The organism is Humiphilus diazotrophicus (assembly GCF_059726315.1).
In genome coordinates, this window is the sequence record NZ_AP040870.1 from 6383919 (window position 1) to 6403640 (window position 19722).

The window sequence follows — 19722 nt, forward strand, 5'->3', positions numbered from 1 at the left end:
AGAAGGAGATTGACTTAAGGTCGATCTCCTTTCCAACGAGTTTTGTCGGCGTATCAAGCCGGTTGTCGAAAGAGAATAGGATGCCAGCAATGGGGCGATAAAGCATTTCTCTTACGATGTTGACGGTTGCGAGACCGGACTCAGTACTGTTCCCAGGGACCCTTCGCGTTCCAATCCGAGCTATCTCTTTTCCTGTCTGCCTCGGAGCATAACAAGCTTTCCATCACTCACCATTCCTCCATCGGGATTACTTCTGAAGAAGGGAGATACGTATGTCCAATGCATTTGCATTGCCGGCTCTTGCCCTGCTACCGGAGCCGCTACTAACTGTCTACCTGAATACCAATCCGGCATCGCCAAGGAACTGCCGCTCGATTCCCGGATATCTTGTCTGGCTCAAGAGTGAAGCCAAGAATGTGCTTGCCAGCCTTCCGGAAGCCGATCGATCTCTCTGCCAAGTCCAACTGAGTCGGATCGAGAGAGCGCTTCAGGACAAACGTCCGGAACAGCGCGGGATTGTCTTCTTCGCCGGAAAAGATGTGTGGAAGGAGATTCCGTTGCAGCTTGAACCTCGTGATGAAGTTCACTGGGGCAAGCCCATGCTTTGGCAGCTTTGCCTGATGGCGAATGCTTATCGTCCTGCCTGCGTCGCTGTTTTCGAACTCTCCGGTGTGAGAATTTATCTTTATCAGTTCGGCACGCTGATGAAGATTGAGGCTCGCGATTTCGATGTCGATACCTCGCAATGGAAGTTGAGAAAACGCGCTCATGTCTCGAGGCAAGGTGTACGAGTTCCGCATAGCTCGCAGCTGGATATCTTCGAAAGGCGTGTAGAAGCACGCTATCAGCATCTTCTTGGCGATGTGCTGGGGACGATTACAAGATACTACGACGGTTACTCTTTGGAGCGTATCTATCTGCTAGGCGCCGACCGGCTGACGGCCTATGTAGAAAAGAAGCTTTCGCCGCGACTTAAAGGCCAGACGACAAGAATCTCGCATGTTTGTGCCGACGAACCATCGCTCAGAACCCAGGCATGCGTAGAGGAGAAGTTGAGAGAGTATGCAGCTGCGCATGACGAGCAACTGGTCACCGACCTGTTGAATCGTGACGGCGATATTGTAACTGGTGTCGAGTCGCTGCTCACCCGGCTTCAATATGGAAAACTGGCATCGGTTGTTGTCACAGAAGAATTCAATCCAACCGTATATCAGTGCTCGAAGTGCAGTATGACAGCAGCTTCCGCCGGTTTGAGCTGTCCAAGATGCCAAGTTGCCTTTTCGCCAAAGACACTTCACGAAGTTCTGCCGGAGCTTACGGTCAAGTATGATTGCCGTCTCGAGATAGTGAGAGAGCGCGCCGCAAACCGTCTCAATGCTGCCGGAGGAATTGGGGGCAGAATGCGTGGAAATGAACGCAAGATGGCTGCCGGTTCTTTCCGGCAATCCTTAGCTATAGGCAGACCTGCTTGATGTCAGGACGGGAGGAGATCAGAAATTGAATCAGGTACCCCATTCTTCCAGTCTGGTGTTGGTTGGAAGAATGGGGTTAAGAAGGCTGGCAGTACGTTATCCGCGAACAGTGGTTATTACGCTTGAGGCAAAACACGCGGAGGGATAACGTGGTCCCGTGGCTATCAGATTCTCAATCGTTTCGAGCGTCTGAATGCCGCCTCTCGCGCCGACTCCCATGCAGTTCAGCGCTGCAGCAGCACAGGCAAAGTTGAGTCGCCGTTCCATCGGCCAGTCTTGAAGAAGTCCGTAGATAAATCCGGCGTGGAAGATATCGCCTGCGCCGGTTGTGTCTACTACAGGAACTTCATAGGCTGGGGTATAGAAAAACTGGTTGCCATCCCAGGCAAGCACGCCTTCCGGACCAAGAGTTGCAGCGGTCACTTTGTTTCCGAAGCGACGGTGCATTTCGCGCAGTGAGCTTTCGAGATCGGTGTCCCTCGTCAGACGTTCCGGGATATCCCGGCTTACGATGAGGTAATCGATCTTTTCAAGCAGTCCTTCGATTCCCGGATATAGTTCGTCCAGATCGGCGATAACAGGGACTCCCGCCTCGCGAGCCCAACCGGCGGCAGTAGTGGCTGCGGCGGTGTCATATCCATCGACGTGGAGAGCCCGTGCATTGACAATCCAATCGCGATTAAGGTCGCGGGGCTGGATTGTGAGCCGTTCGTCGTGGCGCCAGAGAATGGTTCGTTCTCCTGTGCCATCGACAATGATGAAGGTTTGCTGACTGGCGCAATCCGGGACGGTGATGATCTGGGCTTCGACTCCCCGGCGAGCGAATTCGTCGCGATGGAGTTTCCCGGCAGGGTCGTCCCCCAATTTCCCTACATACCGGGTCTTCATGCCCCACTGCTGGCAAGCGACCATGGCTGTTGCAACTTGTCCGCCTGGAAGCACATTTGCCGACAGAAATTCGACTTTGGAGCCAAGTGCGGGGTAAGTGGAGAGGGGAATCAGCGTATCGGTGGCGTTCAAACCAACACCAACGATGTCAACCTTCGACGACTGCGTCATATATTAAATGTAAATGAATGGCGGACGGCTGAGAAGCTCCATAAGCATTCTCGGATTGAGATGCCAGCTCTTCGTTAAAGCGTGACTACGCGGTTGCGTCCGTGCTCTTTGGCCCGGTAGAGCCGATTATCCACTTCTTTCAGTAGCTTGGTAGAGGCGACAGGATCTTCCCCTCCGTGGCTTACGAGGCCGATACTGGCGGTAATCGAAACCATATGTTCCAACGCGGGAATGGGTTCCTCACTGAGGACCGTGCGGATGCGTTCGGCGATTGTCAAGGCCTCTTTCCGGTTCGTTTCCGGCAGAAGAATGGCAAACTCCTCGCCGCCGAAACGAGCGACCAGATCGTTCTGGCGAATGCAGGAGAGAAGTCTTTTCGTGACCGCGCATAACACGATGTCTCCCACCGGATGACCGTAGGAATCGTTGATGGATTTGAAGTGGTCCAAATCTATCAGCAGAAGAGAAAACTCCTTTTGCCGCGTATCGAGCTGGCATTCTTCTTCAAGTGCCTGGACAAAGCGTCGCCTATTGGCAATGCCTGTCAGCGGATCGGTTTCCGCTTGACGGCGTAGTTCTTCGCGAAGGCGTACCTGGGGAGTGATATTGGCAATGATTGCGGCCTGTCCCAGCAGCCTGACACTCGAGAGCAGGGAGAAGGTGCGAACTTCAAAGTACTCCTGTTCGGAGGTCCCTTCGAGGACGATCTCCTGTGAGTGTGCTTCGGTGAGCAGAGCCTGACAGAGTTCATGCTTGTCGACGAGCAGCTTGCCGATCTCCTCTCCCAAGCTCTGATTGTTGAGCAGCGGAAGGAGCCTGCGAGCAGCGGGATTGAAGTCCAATAACCGGCCTCTGGTATCGATGATCAATACGGCATCGCGCATACCTTGAAAGACATGCCCACGCGCCAGAGGGACAAGATCGAAGACACCGGCATAGAGCACAGCGCGCATAGCCAGGACCACGCTGATCGCCAGCGTGAGCGGGCTCAGATCGAGTCCGAAGGGGCTCCAGCCCAGCAGATAACTTGCAAAACCAGCCAGCGGAACAATGGAGCTGGTTACCAGCAACAATGCCTGCCGGCGATGGAGCGCCGAGGCATTCCTTAATCCGCTGAGATAGATTCCTGCGCCCAACAGGAAGGTCGCTACCAGATAGGCGACATGGAGCTGGTAGATGGGACCCCTTGGAATTTCGAGAGTCCAGAATGGAGCACGATAGGCCAGAAAGGCCGGGCCCTTGTAAAAGAGCTGGTGATAATTCGAGAAGTGGCCGGCAAATGCGATGACAGGAATGACAAAGAAAACCCAAAGGGGAGCTTTCAGTCCATTGTGACGGCAGACGGCCGCGATCCAGAAACCCGGGATCCAGGGAATTCCGAAGTATTCAAGATGAAGCCAGAAGAGTGCCGGAGCCAGAGAGGTTTGCGCTATCTCGCCTGAATAACCCAGGGCGTAGATCGCGCCACTCATGATCAGACCGGCAAAGAGAGCTGCTTCGGGACCATCCTCGCGCCGTTTCCATGTGATGTAGCTCAGAATGGCTAACAGCAACGCAACTCCGATCAAAAAGATGCGGACTGCTAGCACAATGTCTGCCACAACCATGGACGGCACCGCCCTTCCTGAGGGCCAGAAGGGATCAAGGCTCTCTCTTGAACTGGGTTGTAGCGCTTCCAGAACAGGATAACGCTATCAGAATCTTGGTCTTATCAGGATACAACAGCATTATGAATAATGATCCGGGTGAATCAATAGGAATGTCAGGCTCGTGATTTGGCCTACATCTTTGCGGGTAATGCCGTGGTGGCACGCCGAAGCCGGAACCGGAACGCGGGATTTTGGGTGCTCTGGGTGAAGAAGGTGAAGCCATGAGCGTTACATGTTCATGGCTTCATACATGTATTACGCCGGTCTTGCGTAGGAGCCCGGGTTGGTAGAGGTGGCCCGCCATTCCGGCTTACGTTCTTTGCTCGCTTCAGAGAGTGCCCGGCGCACACCCTCGACATTGAAGTCCTTGGTGTAGACAGGAGTTCCCGGTTGATGTTTCCAGGACTCATCCAGCCCTCCGTTGTCGACGGGGTCGAATCCTAATTCGTCGATCAACCTCATGACAATCTCTTTTGCGGCCTTTTGATCTCCGGAGACAGGCAGGGCAATGCGTTCCGATGGCCCTTTCGGGCGACCGAGTTCCAGCAGGTGCTTTGCGTAAATGTTGTTAAAAGCCTTGATGACGGGATGCCCAATTTGCTTCTCGACCCAGCGGCTCTCGATCATGCCTTCTTCGATTCCTTCAATAAACCCGTCTCGTTGCTGCGGGTAATAGTTGCAGGTATCGATAACGACCAGGTTATCGGCCGCTCCGGCAAATAGATTGCGTGGCAGTTTAGGGATGTTTTTCAGAGGGATGGTTACTACAACTACTTCTCCACTATGGGCCGCCTCGGTAACGGTAACGGCCTTGGCTCCGGTCTCTCTGCTTAAGTCAGCAAGGGATTCCGGACCACGTGAGTTGGCGACGAAGACCTCGTGTCCGAGGGCTCGAAAGCGACGGGTCAAGGTACCGCCAATTTGTCCGGCGCCGATGATGCCAATCTTCATAACTGCTCCTCTGCAGCTTGGAAGGCTGCCAATAAGAACAGATTCGCGTAGCAGAGGATTGGGTGCTTTATTCGGCCGGATATGGCAGAAAGGAACAAAGGGGCGCCAATCTTAACTCGTGAAGATTGGCGCCCCTTGTTATTGCTGATACTGCAGGAGTTCTTCCGGTTTTATTTCGCTGCCATTAATTCATTTACTTTGCGCATAACTTCGAAGGCGTCGGCGACATATAGCACATCGGCCTTACCCCGAGCCCATCCGCAATTGGCATCCAGATTGATGGCGCGACGTTCATGGATAAATCTCCAGCCCACCACGTGCGGCTCTTCTCCATGGCAGCAGGTTGAGAGTCCTTTGGGGTGACGAGGAGTCGAGCCGGTCTGGCCCACCTGATTCAGATGGCTCATGCATTGCAGTACGGCCTGACCTTCTCCACTGATATCGGTCAGCGATTTGGTGCTGCCCAGCGAGCCCTGACTCAAGCGCAGGAAATCCATAATCAGCTGCTCGGCCTCTTGCGGATGAGGCTGGCCATCTTTCTGTTTCTTGGTCCATCCGGCACCGGCAACGAACAGCAGCTCGGCATCGGGACGAATCGTCTGTTGGCCTTTGTCCGGAACATGCAAACCGACAGTCTGTGTACGAGCTGGGGCCAGTGCAGCTTCAATCTTCTCAGAAGTGACTTCGGTTGCCGCGCCCGTGTAGGCATCCGCGCAGCCTGAATCGACCAGCAGGAACCACGGCCGCTTGGTACGGCTTAGCACTCCTTCCATGCGCTGACGATAGAACCAGCGCGTGGTGGAGAGCTTGTCACTGTTGGCAATCGCATTAACGTGCGTGTCAATACATCCGCCCAGGCGATACGCGACTCCAGCCAGGATGCGTGCTAAACGGGAGGTGTGCGGAGCGACTACGACCGTTGCACTGGCTGCTTTGGCGAGTGCTTCCGCAGCGGCGGCGTCGCTCGAATAGCGAGGCTGCGCAAAGTCGGAACCTGCAACCGAAAGGATGCGTGCTGCACCGCAAGCGCCGATCTGTCGAACTGCTGCCGCCGTGTCTTCGCCGAAGATACCCGCAACAAAAGTTGCATTGAGGCCCGTTGCCGTTGCCTGTGCGGCAGTCAAGGCTTCCAGCGCATGACGAGAGAGTGAGCCGTCGGCTTCCGTGTGCGCGAGATAAAGAACTGTTTCCATGATTTCTTGCCTATCTTCTCTTCTGTACCGTTGTTAGTTCTTCGAGAGCCAGCCGACGATTTCCTGAGCGATTTCTGCTGCAGGCATATCCTTCACGATGCGTGTCTGTCTCTGCTGTGTCGGCAACTGTACCTTTGCATAGGCAAGTCCGTCAGTGGCCAACGGTGCAGGCTTGGCCTTTTGCAGTGCGGGCATGATGGTTCTCATATTCTTCATGCCGACTTGCGGATCGTTGCGCGGTTCTCCAAGGTTTCCGGTTGCCCAGCCCAGAAGAGCAGGTGTTCCGGCGCAGGTTGAGACCAAGTGCTTACCGCCTTCGACGCGTTCCATGACTTCGAAGGAGCCATCTTCGCGGATAGAGATTTGGTCGACGCCCTGGAATTGATCGGTGATACCCAAGCGCTCGCCTACGATCTGCATTGTGACTCCAGCACCGCGGCTCGCGGACTCCCATCCGCCGAAGAGCAGCAGCTTGGAGCGATCGAGATCCGGAATAGCTGCAATTGCCTCGGCCAGCTTGGCGGCTGTTTCATGTGCATCGGCAAAGCCATGTGCGGGACCGTCGAGAGCGACCAACTCAAAAGGAACCTTTTGCGCAATGGTCATCATCACCTGCTGAAGCTTTGCCTTCGGGCCAAGGCTCACCAGCCACAGACGGCTGCCGGGATTCTGTTTGACCAGGTTGGCGGCTTCATAGAGCGCATGTCCTGCCCAAGGGTCCAGGACGGCAGGGAGCATCATGTCATTCTTCAACGATGGACCGGTGGGAGTGGTAACCGGTTCAAGAGTCTGTAGCGGATCGGGAACGATGCTGCCACAAACGACAATATGTAATGGATTCGCCATCTTCCTCTACTTCATGTTTAGGCGGAGACTTTGGTCTCCGCGTTGGAATTTCTACTCTGCGAAAGGCATCCCGGAGGAATGCCACTAGAATAGCCCCGGATGTAGCGTAGCGAAATCCGGGGTATCCCAATCAAGAGAAGGCCTCCGCCCCGTATGGGGCGGAACGAATCACTTCGCTGAATAGGAAAAGTTTCGCCCCGCCGCCTCCGGGGCGGGCAATATGTTTGCCCCGGCTACCCAGGGTTTCGCTACGCTACACCCTGAGCTACTGTCGTAACATCCCTACGGGATGGGGTTGCAGCGTAGGAACGACGCGAAAAGACGCGGGAATTGCACTCTTCTCTCCACCGCTCCCCTCTCTTCCATGGCCACCTCTCCACTCTTCCTCTTTCTGATCTTCTTTCTGCGAGCGATCTTCTAGTTCTCCGCCGAATGCAGTCCTCCTGCTCCAGAGGCAAAGACCAGATTCGTGCGTCCTTTTTCGTCGGCCTGCGTGCAGTTCCATAAACAGGCTCCGCAGTGAACACACTTCTCGCGATCGAAGGCCGGAATTCCTTCCTCTCCGCAGTAGATCGCTTCTCCCGAACAGATCTCGACGCAAACTCTCTTGTTGCATTTGCGGCAGACTTCGGTATCGCGGAAGGTCACATGATCCTTGAATCCTGCCGGAGCCTGAACCTTTCCACCCATGAGCAATGCATCCTGAAGACTGACCAGCAACTGTCCGTCGTAAGGAATCTCCGGCCAGCCGCAACGGGTCATCACAGCATCGTGCATCGTTTGATTGTGCGAACGGCTTTCTTTGCGGATGGCTCCGATCTCTGCGGGCTTCAGCTTTCCGCTGTAGAACTCTTCCAGGCTTTTGACACGTTCGTGAGGCTTGCGGATCGGGAAGGGAAGATTGATCCATCCCTTGGTAAGCCCGCTCAAGGCCATACCCATCATGCCGGTGATAAAACCTTGCTGGAAGCCATCGCGAGCATGCTTGCCTTCGATCGACTCCTGCTCAAGCCAGCTTGCACGACGCCGCTCCACATAGACTTCCTGCAGATTTTCGCGCGTGAAGGGCCTGCCACTCTTCAGCAGGTCCAGTACTCCTTCTGCAAGCAGGACACCGGTGTACCAGGCTTCGTCTACGCCGGAGTTGGTCAACACATTCGTGCTGCCGGAGCCCTCGCCGATTCGCGCACAGCCATCCATAACCAGCAATGGTTCGCTACGTCTGCCTGACTCCTGCAGAGACTTTGCTCCCCAGGAACGCAAGCGTCCACCTTCGAGATAACGCCACAGATACGGATGCTGAATGTAGTGCTGCAGGTATCGATACGAGGTGCGTACCGGACTATCGAACCAGGAGGGAATAAAGATTCCAACCGAGACGACCCGCTCGGGATGCACATAGAAGAAGCCGAAGATCTCCGGCTCCGGAAAGCCGAGCGTATGGAAAACGGTACCTGCCGGGAGGTCAATTCCTTCGGGCAGATCGATAACCATCTTCATGCCCACAGCCCACTCGTTCTGGTGATTCCCGTACGGCATTCCAAAGGTCTCGTCAAGCTGGCGTCCGATGGGACCAACCGGGCCATCGCCAACGACGGTGAGCGCGGCTCGAATATCCATGCCCGGCATAAAGCAATCTTCCGGATTGCCGCATTTATCCGTGCCCTGATCCATCAGCCGGACGCCGACAACACGGCGCCCATCCAGCAGCGGTTCGGCAACGGGAGTTCCAGGCCATACCTGGACATTGCCGCTGGCCATCACTTGTGCGCCCACCCACTGGTTGAACTGGCCAAGAGACATCACGAAGCCATCGTCCTTGTGCAGGAAGGCCGGTGCCCACGGGATCTCCAGAGCCTGATGTTTGGCAAGATGTGAGAGCTTCAAAGCCTTGTCGGCAAGGTTCATCACCAGAGGACGACGGCTTGCCCCGACAGGATCGAGCAGATAAACCAGCTTCTCCTCTGCAACAGGAGAAGTCATTGGAATTTCTTCCGGATTTAATCCGGGGAAAGTGCCCTTGATGGCGCGTGCCCGCGTTACTACACCCGAGACTCCAAAGCCGATATCGTCGGCACGTTCATAGCAGACTACCTGCGGAGGCATGCCGGTTACAGCCGTGCTGTCGGCTATGGCAATGCCATCCTCATCTACCAGCCCACGCGAGAGCGTCGTTAAAAAGCCTCCCATCGCCGGTCCAAAGCCTACGCAGGCTATGTCCACGTCCATGGAGGGGCGCTCTGCTGCCGGTTCCATCTCTTCAGCCATCAACTCTCCTATCGCGGGTAGTCCAGTGCTTCCGGAATCATGACCTTGGTGAGTGCGCGAGCCGCACGGTCCTTGGCCATCTGTGAGCCGGTCAAGCATAGATCGAGTCTGTTGCGCAGCTCCTGGAAGCTGCTGTTTTCTCTACACTGCGCACAGGGTCCGGCTTTATCCGGATGCTCGCCGTTCTTCTGAATAATGTCTACGCCGAAGGTGCTGATTCCGGGAGCATATGCCTCCCAGGCCTCCAGCTCGTCATTCCCGAAGCATCCCTTGTGTCCAGGGTCGGTCCAGGCTGGATGGCGATTGTATCCATAGACCAGTTCCGCGCAGATGCGGCCTACTTCACCTACAGCTCGCGATGCCTGCACATGGCATAGATCGGTCATGAACTGCAGAGTCCCTTCCAGTCCTTCTGCCACTACCGGATTTTCAGGGCCTTTGGCTTCGAGTTCTATGACGTCGAGAATCTGTTGACGCGAGGCGAGCAGCCAGCAGAGCGCGTCGGCCAGCCGGAAGGTCACTCCCTGACGAGGTCCGTTGTAGAGCTTCGACCCGTCGGCATCGGCAGCCGATTGCAGATGTTCGTAGCTCCACAGCCACATCTTCATTGCTGTAGCGAGCATGCATGCACCGGTTCCCGGACGTTTCGCAGCAACGCGACGCATCTCCAGAATCCACTGCTTGAATTGGGCCAGGAAGAGATCGGTCGTCATGGTGACGATCAGGTTGCGGCGCTGTACTGCTTCCGGTCCTTCGTAGGTTGCTTCCAGCTGCGCGTCCATCCACTTGTAGGCCAGGAAGCCGGGGCAATCTTCGGTGATGCCGTAGCCGCCCATCAGGCTCAGGGCTTCGCGCATCGTGTTCGCTCCGACGCCGGTGTTCCACAACTTCGCTGCCGGGCAGAGCACAGCGGCTACCGCTTCGACAAGCGCGTATTGAACCAGCGGATCCTGCTTCAGCTCCTGATATCGGGCTTCGTTGCGATGCGCTTCCGGTGCTGCTTCCAGCTGCAGGAATTCGAGCGCTGTTTGATTAATGCTGCGGAAGTGCTTTATCTCGGCACGGCCACCGCGGATACCCAAGCCGTCGAGGATGGTGGTCTTTTCTTTTTCCAGAGGATCGAGAATATCGAAAACGCGTGCCGCAGCGAATCCCAGGGAGGCGCTGGCTTCGCCCATGGCCCAGATATCGATCAGGCGGTGCAGGGCGTCCTCGCGCTGCTGGAGTCCGAGTTCATGACGCAGCGAGCCCGGTTTGGTCTGCTCGGCTCCACGGAAGCGATTACGCTGGTAGCGGATGATCGGTTCGACGGCACTCAGCAGCTTCGCCGAGGTCATAATGGCTACGGTGACGCGAGTCCTCTTAAAGACTGCCTCGATTACTTCGCTGTGCGTGTAATTGGGAACAATGCAGCCATCTTTAATCGTGTATCCGCCAACGATGCGGCTGGCAGGAACGCGCAGGCTGAAGATTGGGTCTGTTGTCGAGGAAAGCTGATGGACCAGCTTGAGCGTCGTGCTGCCATGGTCATAGATTCCGGGATCTCCCTCCTCCAGGATGACCATGCAGCTGCCCTTGATCTTCTCGTCGGCAGTGTCGACCGCTGCGGTTACGAAATTAGCGAATCCCATGTTGGTGATGAAGCGTCCGCGCTTCTCGACCTGGAGCATGGGTTCTTCACCCTCTTTCCATTCGCCGATGCTGATCTTGCCGTTGAGCATCCCGGTGTCGACGCCAACATAAGGAATCGGTTCGGTCAGACAGAAGGCACCGCGCCAGGGCTTGCGGTCTTCTCCCGGCTGAGCTGGAGCGCAGAGACTCATATAGTGGGCCTTCTGCTCCGGAGTTCCACGTTCATGAATCGGCGACAGAGCCAGGCATCCGGCTAAGCTTCCTGTGGCAGCTCCGGCATCGACCCAGGCGAGTTCGTAGGCGATCAGGGCAAGGGCCAGATTCTTCGGACCGACAAGATAGCCACCCTCTTCAGGTTCCATAAAGGCAGCGGTGATTCCGGACTCGTCGAATGCCTGGAGCAGAGTGTTCTTTTCCGGTGTCCACTCGTGCTCACTGCGAGCTCCGGCCGCAACCAACCGTGCTACCGGTCCTCGTGCGACCTCTCGGGAGGACTGCACCACCATGTGCAGATCGTACCGGTCAGAGAAACGCCACAAGATTTGACGCACATCATCTCCGGGCAAAGTCCGGAGGACTTCTTCTTGAATAGCAGAACTAATCGTCGCCACGTGACCCTCTTGATTAACGGCCACGATTGTTAAGGTCGGAGGTCCTTAGGGTCAGTGACACTCGTCACGGACAGCTGGGAGGCAGCTTAAAGCAGGGTAGAGCACCATGGAATGAGTGCTCCGAATCTTTGTCGGGCGACCAGGGATCACGCGTGGTTCGGTGATCTGTCAAACTTGAAAATTCGATAAATCGAAATCAGAAGACTTTTGGACCCCGGGCATAAGCTTAGCTCTTCAGTTTGCGCTTTCTGGTGTTATTCAGAATGGTTTCTTTCCTGGGATAACTCTTATGACTAAAAGTTGAGACGTGGTATGAGCCCCTTCCCGGCGGAGGTCGCTGTCTTATATCCGGGAAGAGTTTCTTTGTTCGGCATATTCGTGAATAATACAGACCAGCTGATCGGTGACTTACCTAATGCGGACTATCTCCGCGGATGAGAGCACAAAGTGGACCTACTGAATCGAAGGACCTTTTTAAAGGCGGCAAGTGCTACAGCTGCAGGTTCGATGATCGGATCCTGCTTACCTATATTGGCGGAAGTTGCCGATGAGACTCCTCAACGTATTGCCTCGAACGATCATCTGCAGATTGCTCTGATCGGGGCCGGAATTCAAGGCCAGAACGACACCCGGGTCGCGCTGGAGGTTCCAGGCGTAAAGCTGATGGCGGTTGCCGATTGCTATCAGGGACGGCTGGATCGTTGCAAGGAGCTGTGGGGCAATGATGTTTTTACAACCCGCGATTACAGCCAGATTCTTACTCGTAAGGATATCGACGCAGTCATCGTCGCCACTCCGGACCATTGGCATAAGCAGGCAGCGGTCGATGCCATGCAGGCGGGCAAGGATGTCTACTGCGAGAAGCCGATGATTCATCTCTATGCCGACGGGCCGGAGATCATCGAAACGGCAGAGAAGACGAAGCGCATTATTCAAATAGGAAGCCAGCGTGTTAGTTCCATCGTCTATGCAAAGGCGAAAGAGTTACTCTCGTCAGGCGCAATCGGCCAATTGAATATGGTAACTGCCCGTTGGGATCGCAACTCTGCAATGGGCGCCTGGAGCTATACCGTTCCGCTGGATGCAAGTCCCGAGACCTGCGACTGGCCCCGATTTCTGGGAACGGCGCCGAAGATTCCCTTTAACGCCGAACACTTCTTCCAGTGGCGTAAATGGAAGGCCTATGGAACCGGGGTGGCCGGAGACCTCTTTGTTCACCTCTTCAGTGGTACGCACTTTATTACCGGAGCACTGGGGCCTACCCGGGCGATGGCTACCGGTGGGTTGCGTTTCTGGAAGGATGGACGCGACGTGCCCGATGTGATGTTAGCGCTTTTCGATTATGCGGAGGGTTTCAATCTTAGCTTGAGAGTGAACTTTGTCGACGGAGGCGAAGAGAGCGAGGGGCTCGTCTTTACCGGGTCGGAGGGGACGATGGAGACCGCAGGGAATACGGTGATCGTGAGCCGTGTCCCTCGCGAAAAAGCCCCCGGCTATACCATCAGTACCTATACGGAAGCAATGCAGAAGCGCATTCTTGAGGAGTATCGCCAGAAGTATCCTGATAATCGGCAGGCAGGAGCTACTACATTAAGGTACGAGCGCTATTCGGCCCCAACTGGTTACAGTGATAGTTACGATCACTTCAAGAACTTCTTTCAATCGGTAAGAACCCGGAAGCCTGTTGTGGAGGATGCTGTCTTTGGCTTTCGAGCCTCGGGAGCTGCGTTACTTAGCAACATCAGTTATGAGCGAGACAGCATCGTTCATTGGGACCCTGTGAAGATGAAGGTCGTGTAGAACAATGGCTGTGTTGATGGCTGGACCATGCTCAAAGCGAAAATACTCGAGATATCAGGGATATTTCTGACATTAAGAAAAATTTCAATGGTTCACGGGGCTCGCAGCCGTTACGCAACGGGCATCCTGGAGGGATGCCAAGAGAATAGCCCCGGGTGTAGCGTAGCGAAACCCGGGGAGAGCAAACCAACAAGACCTCCGCGCCGTAGGTGCGGAACGAATCTTCTTTTGCAGGATGGAGCAAGATTTCGTGCCGCACCTCCGGCGCGGCAGAACATTTTATCTTTCCGCTACCCCGGGTTTCGCTACGCTACGCCCGGGGCTACTTTCGTAGCATCCCTCCGGGATGCTCTGGCGAGGGTACGAACCGGGCAGATCTGTAGCAGAACGTACCGGGCAAATAGGTAACACTTTCGCCAAAATGCTGTGGAATTGCAATATTCCATCTTCACTAGTCTTGAGTTCCGCTTATCTTCAGATTCAGCTATTGCTTCTCCGCTTTTAGTGAGACATCGGCTGTTCCGATACGTCCGGTTGCTGTCACCCGGACCACAAACCGTGCACGGACAGCCTTAGGGTTATGGTCGAGCTTTGTTATCACATCGAGATTTCGTTCCAGTCGTCCTTCTGGAGGAACGGTTTTTGGCGCTTCGGCGTGGATACTATCGGCAATGCGCTTGAGCTCCTTACCCTTCTTATCGAAGGTTGTGGCCATCACGATGACATCGGTATGGCGAGGCTCGGTTTCGGTTGCATAGGTCCAGATCAACCCGCGTCCATCGATATGAACGGTGAAGGCATAAGGATCGGTTGAAGAGGGGGCCAGGGAGATGGGCACACCGTCATAGACCATCGTGCTGTTTTCGGCAGCGGAGAGCTCGAAGATTAGTCGTCGAGAGGGTTTTTGCGGATCTACCTTAGCCGGTGGTATTTCCAGGTAATACCCCTCACGTGTAGATATCTTAAGATCCGGATTATTCAATGTGACCTGAATCCTGTGGAACTTTTGCGGATCCGCGATGGTGTTGGCAGGACGGTAAGTCAGAGTGTAGAAGCTTGCTCCCTCTTTTATACCCGTATCGATTTCTGTATCGACATCGTTACGGCCGTATAGAGCACGGCCACCGGTTGCTTTGGCCAGGCGGCTGAACTGGTAGTTGCCTCCGAAGGGATCAACTGGCATTCCGAAGATATCGGAACCATAGGCTCCGGGATTAGTCTGAACCCCGGCGGGATCGATGGTATAGAGAGTGACGCGGGCGTCACGAAGCATATTCACGCACTGCTGCGCATAGCTGAAGACACGTTTTTCGGTATCAAGAGGTGCCTTCGTAAGATCGAAAGAAGGGAAGCCTCGGCCAATCCAGATCATGTTCTTATGTCCCGGATGGCCGATGGTAGCTTGCGCAACACGCATCAAAGTCGCAAAAGCTGTTGCATAGCGTTCCGCTACCCAGGCGTATTGGTGCGTCTGCCAGGGATATGCGACAAAGTGGTGGTCGAGAGCGGAAATAATCGCCTGCTTGTCTTGTGTGTAGTCATGCAGGACTGTGAAGTGCTGGAGGTCCACGGCGATAAGCATTGTTGGGGTGCTTAACTTGTCAGGTTGTTTCTCCAGAAACTTCTTCAGTGAGTAACGGGCAAAGGCCATATCTTCAAAACGGGTATTGAATTCGTCCAGAAGAATGATGTTCACCGGGGACTTCGGAGCCAGACGATCAAGTTCTGCCGTGGAATTGATATTGACTTCCGGAGTAACGGCATGCGCTCCCGCTGCTTCGAAATTCAGGATCGTCTGCGGTTCGTTCGATTCCGTGATGTGGAAGTCTTCCTTCTTAAGTCCGGGAATAATGTTGCCTTTTTTGTCTGTTACTAGAACGTCAAGGATAACCAGACGGGAGTAACGCCGGATGACATAGCCGCCGTTCGCATCTTTTGAGACTTGAGAGTCGTAGGGCACTCGGCCGTGCGGCGTCGGCGTGGTCTGCGTGGCCCCGGGGGAGGGCGTTGCCTGCGGAGTTGTTGCCGAATTTTGCTGTGCCGGATTTGCCGCCGCCGGGGCTGCTTCCTGGGCGAGGATACCGTGCTCCGAAACAGAGAGAGCCAGAGTGAGAAGTCCACAGACGAGTAGATGTTTCATAGGCAGAAGGAACCGTAAGTACAAACACGCCAGAGTCTATGGATGTTGCTGTCGATATTGAATTTATTCATAAACCCGTTATCTCGTCCCGGGCGTTTGGTGCCGGGGAGGATGACTACAAATCCGATAGTAATCCCGTGGGTCACCGAACCCTGCTCTTATCTTTCAGGAATCGTGTTTCTTCTTCATAAGAAAGAGATTGAGAGGAACCTTAATCGGGAGCGTGGGTTCTAAAGAAGGCATCAGATAGAATTCTTTTGTAAGGGATCTGCTTCGCCCTTCCCCAAGGAGCACACCCCATGTCTGCTACTCCGGCTAAGCCTTATCCTCCGGCTGAAGCTTCACCTCCCGTTGTACCTGCTACTGCTAAGTCTTCGCGTGGCGTGATTGCCTGGTCCAGTTTCTTTTTTGCTCTGCTCCAGAGTGTATGTACAGCTTTTGCTGCTCTCAGTGGCTTGCGGCTCGCAATCGGGGTGACCTCCCTGGCGATGTCTGCTGGAGTCGGAGCGGCATTGGATCGCTTTCACTCGAGCTGGTTACGACTTCCGATGATGGGCTTTGCACTCGTCGGGTCGGTGCTGAATCTGGTGGCCCTCATGCAGATCCGCCGTCTTCGTAAGCGTCCTGCCGCGCAATGGCGCCTTCGTCCCTTAACGCCAAAACAGATCCGAATGGACAGGGTGCAGCTGGTTTTGACCTTTGCAACGCTGGCCCTAATTGTTGTCGAAGAATATTGGCATTTTCGGTTCTGCCATACGCTTTAGCGAACTAGTTACGGCGAAGCTGTTCGGCAACAGCAATTTAGAACCTTTCCCCTTAAGTATAGTCTTGCCTATCCGCACTCCTGTGGTTGCAGAGCGCATTTCTCAGGATTATGGGTAAAGCCACGATAATTTGTAACCGTTTAGCTTTAGCCATCGCACACAAACGGGCTTGGCCGCAAGATACTCGGGGTGTTGACATGAAGTGCCAGTTGACTCTGCTCCCACACTTCTTGTTGATCGGTCACAACATGTACGTGACATACGGTGCAGTATTTTGCTGGTCTGTCGTGAGATTTGGGAGAAACAATGTTGTGGATTGTTGGAGAAAGACTCGGCGCGGAAGAAAAGATCGTGCGAAGACCAGTCGAACAAAGATTATCGGTGTATATTGGCTACGCCAAAATTAATCTTCACAAGAGGCAATTCTCTAATGGGAATGTCTTACGTAGCGCAGAAGTTCTTTAGTCAACTGGTGGTCAGTAAACAGAATAGAGTCAGAGAGGTTCATGAGAAAAAGAAGAGCGATCTATTGCGACAGTACGATATGAGGCGATCGGGGCATCGAGATATGTCGTTGTGGAAGTTGCACGAGGAGTTTATGAACGACACCGTCCTTGCTGAATTTGACGCTTATATGGAAACTTATCAGCAATACATGCTTCCTCTTTTCAGAGAGGACTGCGATCAAATCCTATCGGAACTGCGCCATTCTCTAACCGGCAAATATGGCCAGGCAATACAACAGTCAGCCCATCGTGTTGGAGATTTACGAATACCCATTAGCGTGCGTACAGAACTTCCAAACAGAATTCAACGCGCAAACTTTCCTGTTCTACGGGAAATAGCTGTGGAGCTAGAAAGAAAGAGAATGGCATTTGAACAAAGGAGGCAAGACATACTGAAGGAGCACGAAGAAGTAGCTGTTCAACTACTCAGCCATCTTGTTGCGATCTCCCCCAAACAGAAGAACAGCACAGAATTGCAGCAACAGTATGGGCAGGATCAAAGCGGCCATGATTTTCTTTTTCTTCTTGAAGCTCTATTAAGAAGAGGTTTGATAAAGGGAAAACCTCAACAAAACTTTGGCAATCTCGTCGACTTGGTAGCTATAGAAATTACAGATACGGGAAGGCAGTGGTTGATATCAAAGCGGGGACATGGCCTCCTTCCTTCGGTAAGTTCCTACTCTCAGGTTGTCTATGGCGACTATATTCACAATGAAGGTCAGGTTGGTGCAATTGGGAATAACTCCAGCGGTACTTTTAGCAACTACGAACGAGCATGGCAAAAACTTGAAGGCACTGTAGACCTGAAGCAATTGGCTGGGGAAATATCTAAGCTACGGAAGGCCTTTCGGCAACGAGCTTCATCCAGAGAAGATGATCAGCAGTTGGCAATCCTAGCCAGTGCTGAGGAAGCTGCGGAGCAAGGATTAGGATCCAGAATGGTTGAGATGTTATCCAAGACAGGGGGGACGCTTCTTTCGGTTGCCAAAGAGATCGGAGTAGAAGTTGTAGCAAAAGTCATTTTAGAGGCTTCAGGAATCTCTTCCTGATTGAGAAAGGTTATGTTTTACCCTACCACCAAGCCGCATATCTTCACCCCTTTCCATACTACAAAAGAGCTTTCCCTGATCGTTTCTCCTGATAAAGGAAGTACCCCGATCCGAAGGCGATAAGCAGCACGGATATTGCTGTTCCTGCGGCGAGTGTAACAGTCCAGTTTGAAATCAACTGCGTAGGAAGGGCCGGTGTTTGGCTATGGAGAAGCCAGGCAACGAGAGCCACGATGTAGATAAGGCTTAGGACCCGCATCACCAGCAACGGCCTTGTTGCGCGTTTGAGAGCCATCTCCTGCTTGCTACGTTGCGCCTGACGCCAGACATGACTCGCCGCTCGTGGTTGGTTGTTGGCACTCAGAGAAGCAGCGTTTTGCAGAAACAGCTGTGCCACCCGCAGACTCTCCTGGCAATCGGAGCAATTCTGCACATGGCTGCGCAACTCTGCAGAAAAAGAGTTGTTTCTGGCTGCTGCAATCACTTCGGATTCTTTTTCACAGCATCTCTGCTTCATGCGTTCTCCTTTGCCGGACGTAGCAGGCCGGCGGCTTTGTGCCTTGCTCGAAATAGTAACATTCGGACGCTGAGAGGGCGGAGCCCCATAGCCGCCGCTATCTCTTCGTGGTTCATCCCTTCGACATAGGCTAGCCACAGCAGCTCGCGTTCTCTCGTGTTAAGTGCTTGCAGCGCAACACGCAGATCGATCTGAGCTTCGACATCGACGGGCAGACCTTCTTCGGCGATCTCCGGATTGGTTTCGGGACAGGGGATATCTTCTCCCTTGCGCCAGCGATCGCGAAGCAGATTCGTTGCAATCCGAAAGAGGTATTTGCGGGTTTCGATTGCGTCCATAGCCGCAGGACGTCGCGCGAGGAAACGGCAGTATGTTTCCTGAAGCAGATCATCTGCGACATCTCTGCGCCCGGTTATGCCGAGAAGATAGGACAAGATCGGACGGGCAGTTATCTCATAGATAGATTGAAATTCCTGCTCGTCCATAGTCCCAGATCCCCCTTCCGGTAGGGAGATCGACTCGGCGATTGTATAAGCTTCGTGCATGGGCCTTTCCGGGTCTTACAAGTTCGGCTTCTGCTGTAGCAAACCCAGCGAACGTGAGATGAGATAGCATGCGACGGCGGAGATGCCAAGTCCAATTCCTAAAGCAACAGCGAGTGTGCCAAAAACGGTAAACTCCATGTCCGGCGCAATTCCTCTCGCGTGTATCAGGAGTAAGCCAATGCCAACAGCCACCAGAGTGATTCCTACCTGAGCTCCAGTGAGGATACGTCTATAAGGCGTGGTTGGTTCCATTTGTTCCACCATCAGCGATTCGATAAACTTCTTTCCTGCGTCGGTTTCGACATAGGAGAGTAGTGCTTGTCCGGAATCGATCTTCTCCAACATCTTCGCCTGTACTCCGGCTTGGAACTTGGCAATCAGGTAACGCCGGATTGAGGAAAAAATAACCCATGCAATCCATCCCAGCGTGGCGAACACGACAGGAACTACCACAATATCTTCATTCATAATGGCCTCTTCTTACTGCTTTCATCTGGTACAACGTTCGATCGCCACAAACGGTTAACAGCAAAGTGCGCAGGATTGGAAAATTTTTGCGGAAGAGGAAATAGGCAGATTCCTTTCCGGGGCGAACTTTCTCGAATGTACGGCGTTCTTTGCATATCTGAGATAGTGCTCGAAGAAAAGTTCTACTAAATCGATTAGTGCATTGCCTATTTTGTTTGGCGTGTGTACTATGGCTCTGCTTTTGTCGAGACC

General features: G+C 53.9%; 15 protein-coding genes. 4 read left to right on the top strand and 11 right to left on the bottom strand.

All coding sequences use genetic code 11. The annotated features are described in order from the left end of the window. Nucleotides 1-272: 272 nt before the first annotated feature. Nucleotides 273-1472: a VLRF1 family aeRF1-type release factor gene (locus AC6I7T_RS25960; protein WP_497790686.1), complete on the top strand. Its 1200-nt coding sequence runs from the start codon at nucleotides 273-275 to the stop codon at nucleotides 1470-1472. Nucleotides 1473-1568: 96 nt separating this feature from the next. Here the strand turns inward: AC6I7T_RS25960 and AC6I7T_RS25965 are convergent, their stop codons facing one another. The 7 genes from AC6I7T_RS25965 to AC6I7T_RS25995 all read right to left on the bottom strand — a co-directional run bounded on the left by AC6I7T_RS25965 (nucleotide 1569) and on the right by AC6I7T_RS25995 (nucleotide 11681). Next, nucleotides 1569-2531 (bottom strand): carbohydrate kinase family protein, encoded by a 963-nt coding sequence (locus AC6I7T_RS25965; RefSeq protein ID WP_497790687.1) that lies wholly within the window; start codon nucleotides 2529-2531, stop codon nucleotides 1569-1571. A 74-nt stretch (nucleotides 2532-2605) separates the two neighbouring features. Then, nucleotides 2606-4138, bottom strand: a complete 1533-nt coding sequence (locus AC6I7T_RS25970) for a histidine kinase N-terminal 7TM domain-containing diguanylate cyclase (RefSeq protein WP_497794650.1) — start codon at nucleotides 4136-4138, stop codon at nucleotides 2606-2608. 297 nt (nucleotides 4139-4435) lie between these two features. Further along, nucleotides 4436-5131: an NADPH-dependent F420 reductase gene (locus tag AC6I7T_RS25975; RefSeq protein WP_497790688.1), complete on the bottom strand. Its 696-nt coding sequence runs from the start codon at nucleotides 5129-5131 to the stop codon at nucleotides 4436-4438. 170 nt (nucleotides 5132-5301) lie between these two features. Continuing rightward, a complete protein-coding gene (locus AC6I7T_RS25980) occupies nucleotides 5302-6324 on the bottom strand; it encodes a hypothetical protein (protein WP_497790689.1) in 1023 nt (340 codons plus the stop codon). A 33-nt stretch (nucleotides 6325-6357) separates the two neighbouring features. Beyond that, nucleotides 6358-7170, bottom strand: coding sequence for a hypothetical protein (locus AC6I7T_RS25985; RefSeq protein ID WP_497790690.1), 813 nt, complete (start codon nucleotides 7168-7170; stop codon nucleotides 6358-6360). Nucleotides 7171-7587: 417 nt separating this feature from the next. Then, nucleotides 7588-9438 carry a hypothetical protein gene (locus AC6I7T_RS25990; protein WP_497790691.1) on the bottom strand — a complete coding sequence of 617 codons (1851 nt, stop codon included), beginning with the start codon at nucleotides 9436-9438 and terminating at the stop codon, nucleotides 7588-7590. Between the two features lie 8 nt (nucleotides 9439-9446). Continuing rightward, nucleotides 9447-11681, bottom strand: a complete 2235-nt coding sequence (locus AC6I7T_RS25995; protein ID WP_497790692.1) for an acyl-CoA dehydrogenase family protein — start codon at nucleotides 11679-11681, stop codon at nucleotides 9447-9449. A gap of 447 nt (nucleotides 11682-12128) precedes the next feature. Here AC6I7T_RS25995 and AC6I7T_RS26000 point away from each other — a divergent pair, with 447 nt between their 5' ends. Continuing rightward, entirely contained in the window at nucleotides 12129-13481 is a 1353-nt protein-coding gene (locus AC6I7T_RS26000) for a Gfo/Idh/MocA family oxidoreductase (RefSeq protein ID WP_497790693.1), read from the top strand. Between the two features lie 484 nt (nucleotides 13482-13965). Here AC6I7T_RS26000 and AC6I7T_RS26005 read toward each other — a convergent pair whose 3' ends face one another. Further along, nucleotides 13966-15621 carry a VWA domain-containing protein gene (locus tag AC6I7T_RS26005; protein WP_497790694.1) on the bottom strand — a complete coding sequence of 552 codons (1656 nt, stop codon included), beginning with the start codon at nucleotides 15619-15621 and terminating at the stop codon, nucleotides 13966-13968. Nucleotides 15622-15920: 299 nt separating this feature from the next. Between AC6I7T_RS26005 and AC6I7T_RS26010 the strand changes: the two genes are divergently transcribed. Both AC6I7T_RS26010 and AC6I7T_RS26015 read left to right on the top strand, forming a co-directional pair. After that, nucleotides 15921-16385 (top strand): hypothetical protein, encoded by a 465-nt coding sequence (locus tag AC6I7T_RS26010; RefSeq protein ID WP_497790695.1) that lies wholly within the window; start codon nucleotides 15921-15923, stop codon nucleotides 16383-16385. 430 nt (nucleotides 16386-16815) lie between these two features. Then, nucleotides 16816-17940, top strand: a complete 1125-nt coding sequence (locus AC6I7T_RS26015) for a hypothetical protein (RefSeq protein ID WP_497790696.1) — start codon at nucleotides 16816-16818, stop codon at nucleotides 17938-17940. A gap of 58 nt (nucleotides 17941-17998) precedes the next feature. Here the strand turns inward: AC6I7T_RS26015 and AC6I7T_RS26020 are convergent, their stop codons facing one another. Genes AC6I7T_RS26020 through AC6I7T_RS26030 form a run of 3 tightly spaced genes read right to left on the bottom strand, consistent with a single transcriptional unit; the run spans nucleotide 17999 to nucleotide 19470 of the window. Beyond that, entirely contained in the window at nucleotides 17999-18457 is a 459-nt protein-coding gene (locus AC6I7T_RS26020; protein WP_497790697.1) for a hypothetical protein, read from the bottom strand. After that, nucleotides 18454-19002: an RNA polymerase sigma factor gene (locus AC6I7T_RS26025; RefSeq protein WP_497790698.1), complete on the bottom strand. Its 549-nt coding sequence runs from the start codon at nucleotides 19000-19002 to the stop codon at nucleotides 18454-18456. Before AC6I7T_RS26025 ends, AC6I7T_RS26020 begins: the two co-directional genes overlap by 4 nt. Before the next feature lie 15 nt (nucleotides 19003-19017). Continuing rightward, nucleotides 19018-19470 (bottom strand): hypothetical protein, encoded by a 453-nt coding sequence (locus AC6I7T_RS26030; protein WP_497790699.1) that lies wholly within the window; start codon nucleotides 19468-19470, stop codon nucleotides 19018-19020. Between the last annotated feature and the right edge of the window lie 252 nt (nucleotides 19471-19722).

What these genes read in the sequence shown, in the direction of transcription:
- AC6I7T_RS25960 (WP_497790686.1), top strand. Translation starts at nt 273, where the DNA reads ATGTCCAATGCATTTGCATTGCCGGCTCTTGCCCTGCTACCGGAGCCG.
- AC6I7T_RS25965 (WP_497790687.1), bottom strand. Translation starts at nt 2,531, where the DNA reads ATGACGCAGTCGTCGAAGGTTGACATCGTTGGTGTTGGTTTGAACGCC.
- AC6I7T_RS25970 (WP_497794650.1), bottom strand. Translation starts at nt 4,138, where the DNA reads ATGGTTGTGGCAGACATTGTGCTAGCAGTCCGCATCTTTTTGATCGGA.
- AC6I7T_RS25975 (WP_497790688.1), bottom strand. Translation starts at nt 5,131, where the DNA reads ATGAAGATTGGCATCATCGGCGCCGGACAAATTGGCGGTACCTTGACC.
- AC6I7T_RS25980 (WP_497790689.1), bottom strand. Translation starts at nt 6,324, where the DNA reads ATGGAAACAGTTCTTTATCTCGCGCACACGGAAGCCGACGGCTCACTC.
- AC6I7T_RS25985 (WP_497790690.1), bottom strand. Translation starts at nt 7,170, where the DNA reads ATGGCGAATCCATTACATATTGTCGTTTGTGGCAGCATCGTTCCCGAT.
- AC6I7T_RS25990 (WP_497790691.1), bottom strand. Translation starts at nt 9,438, where the DNA reads ATGGCTGAAGAGATGGAACCGGCAGCAGAGCGCCCCTCCATGGACGTG.
- AC6I7T_RS26005 (WP_497790694.1), bottom strand. Translation starts at nt 15,621, where the DNA reads ATGAAACATCTACTCGTCTGTGGACTTCTCACTCTGGCTCTCTCTGTT.
- AC6I7T_RS26010 (WP_497790695.1), top strand. Translation starts at nt 15,921, where the DNA reads ATGTCTGCTACTCCGGCTAAGCCTTATCCTCCGGCTGAAGCTTCACCT.
- AC6I7T_RS26015 (WP_497790696.1), top strand. Translation starts at nt 16,816, where the DNA reads ATGGGAATGTCTTACGTAGCGCAGAAGTTCTTTAGTCAACTGGTGGTC.
- AC6I7T_RS26020 (WP_497790697.1), bottom strand. Translation starts at nt 18,457, where the DNA reads ATGAAGCAGAGATGCTGTGAAAAAGAATCCGAAGTGATTGCAGCAGCC.
- AC6I7T_RS26025 (WP_497790698.1), bottom strand. Translation starts at nt 19,002, where the DNA reads ATGCACGAAGCTTATACAATCGCCGAGTCGATCTCCCTACCGGAAGGG.
- AC6I7T_RS26030 (WP_497790699.1), bottom strand. Translation starts at nt 19,470, where the DNA reads ATGAATGAAGATATTGTGGTAGTTCCTGTCGTGTTCGCCACGCTGGGA.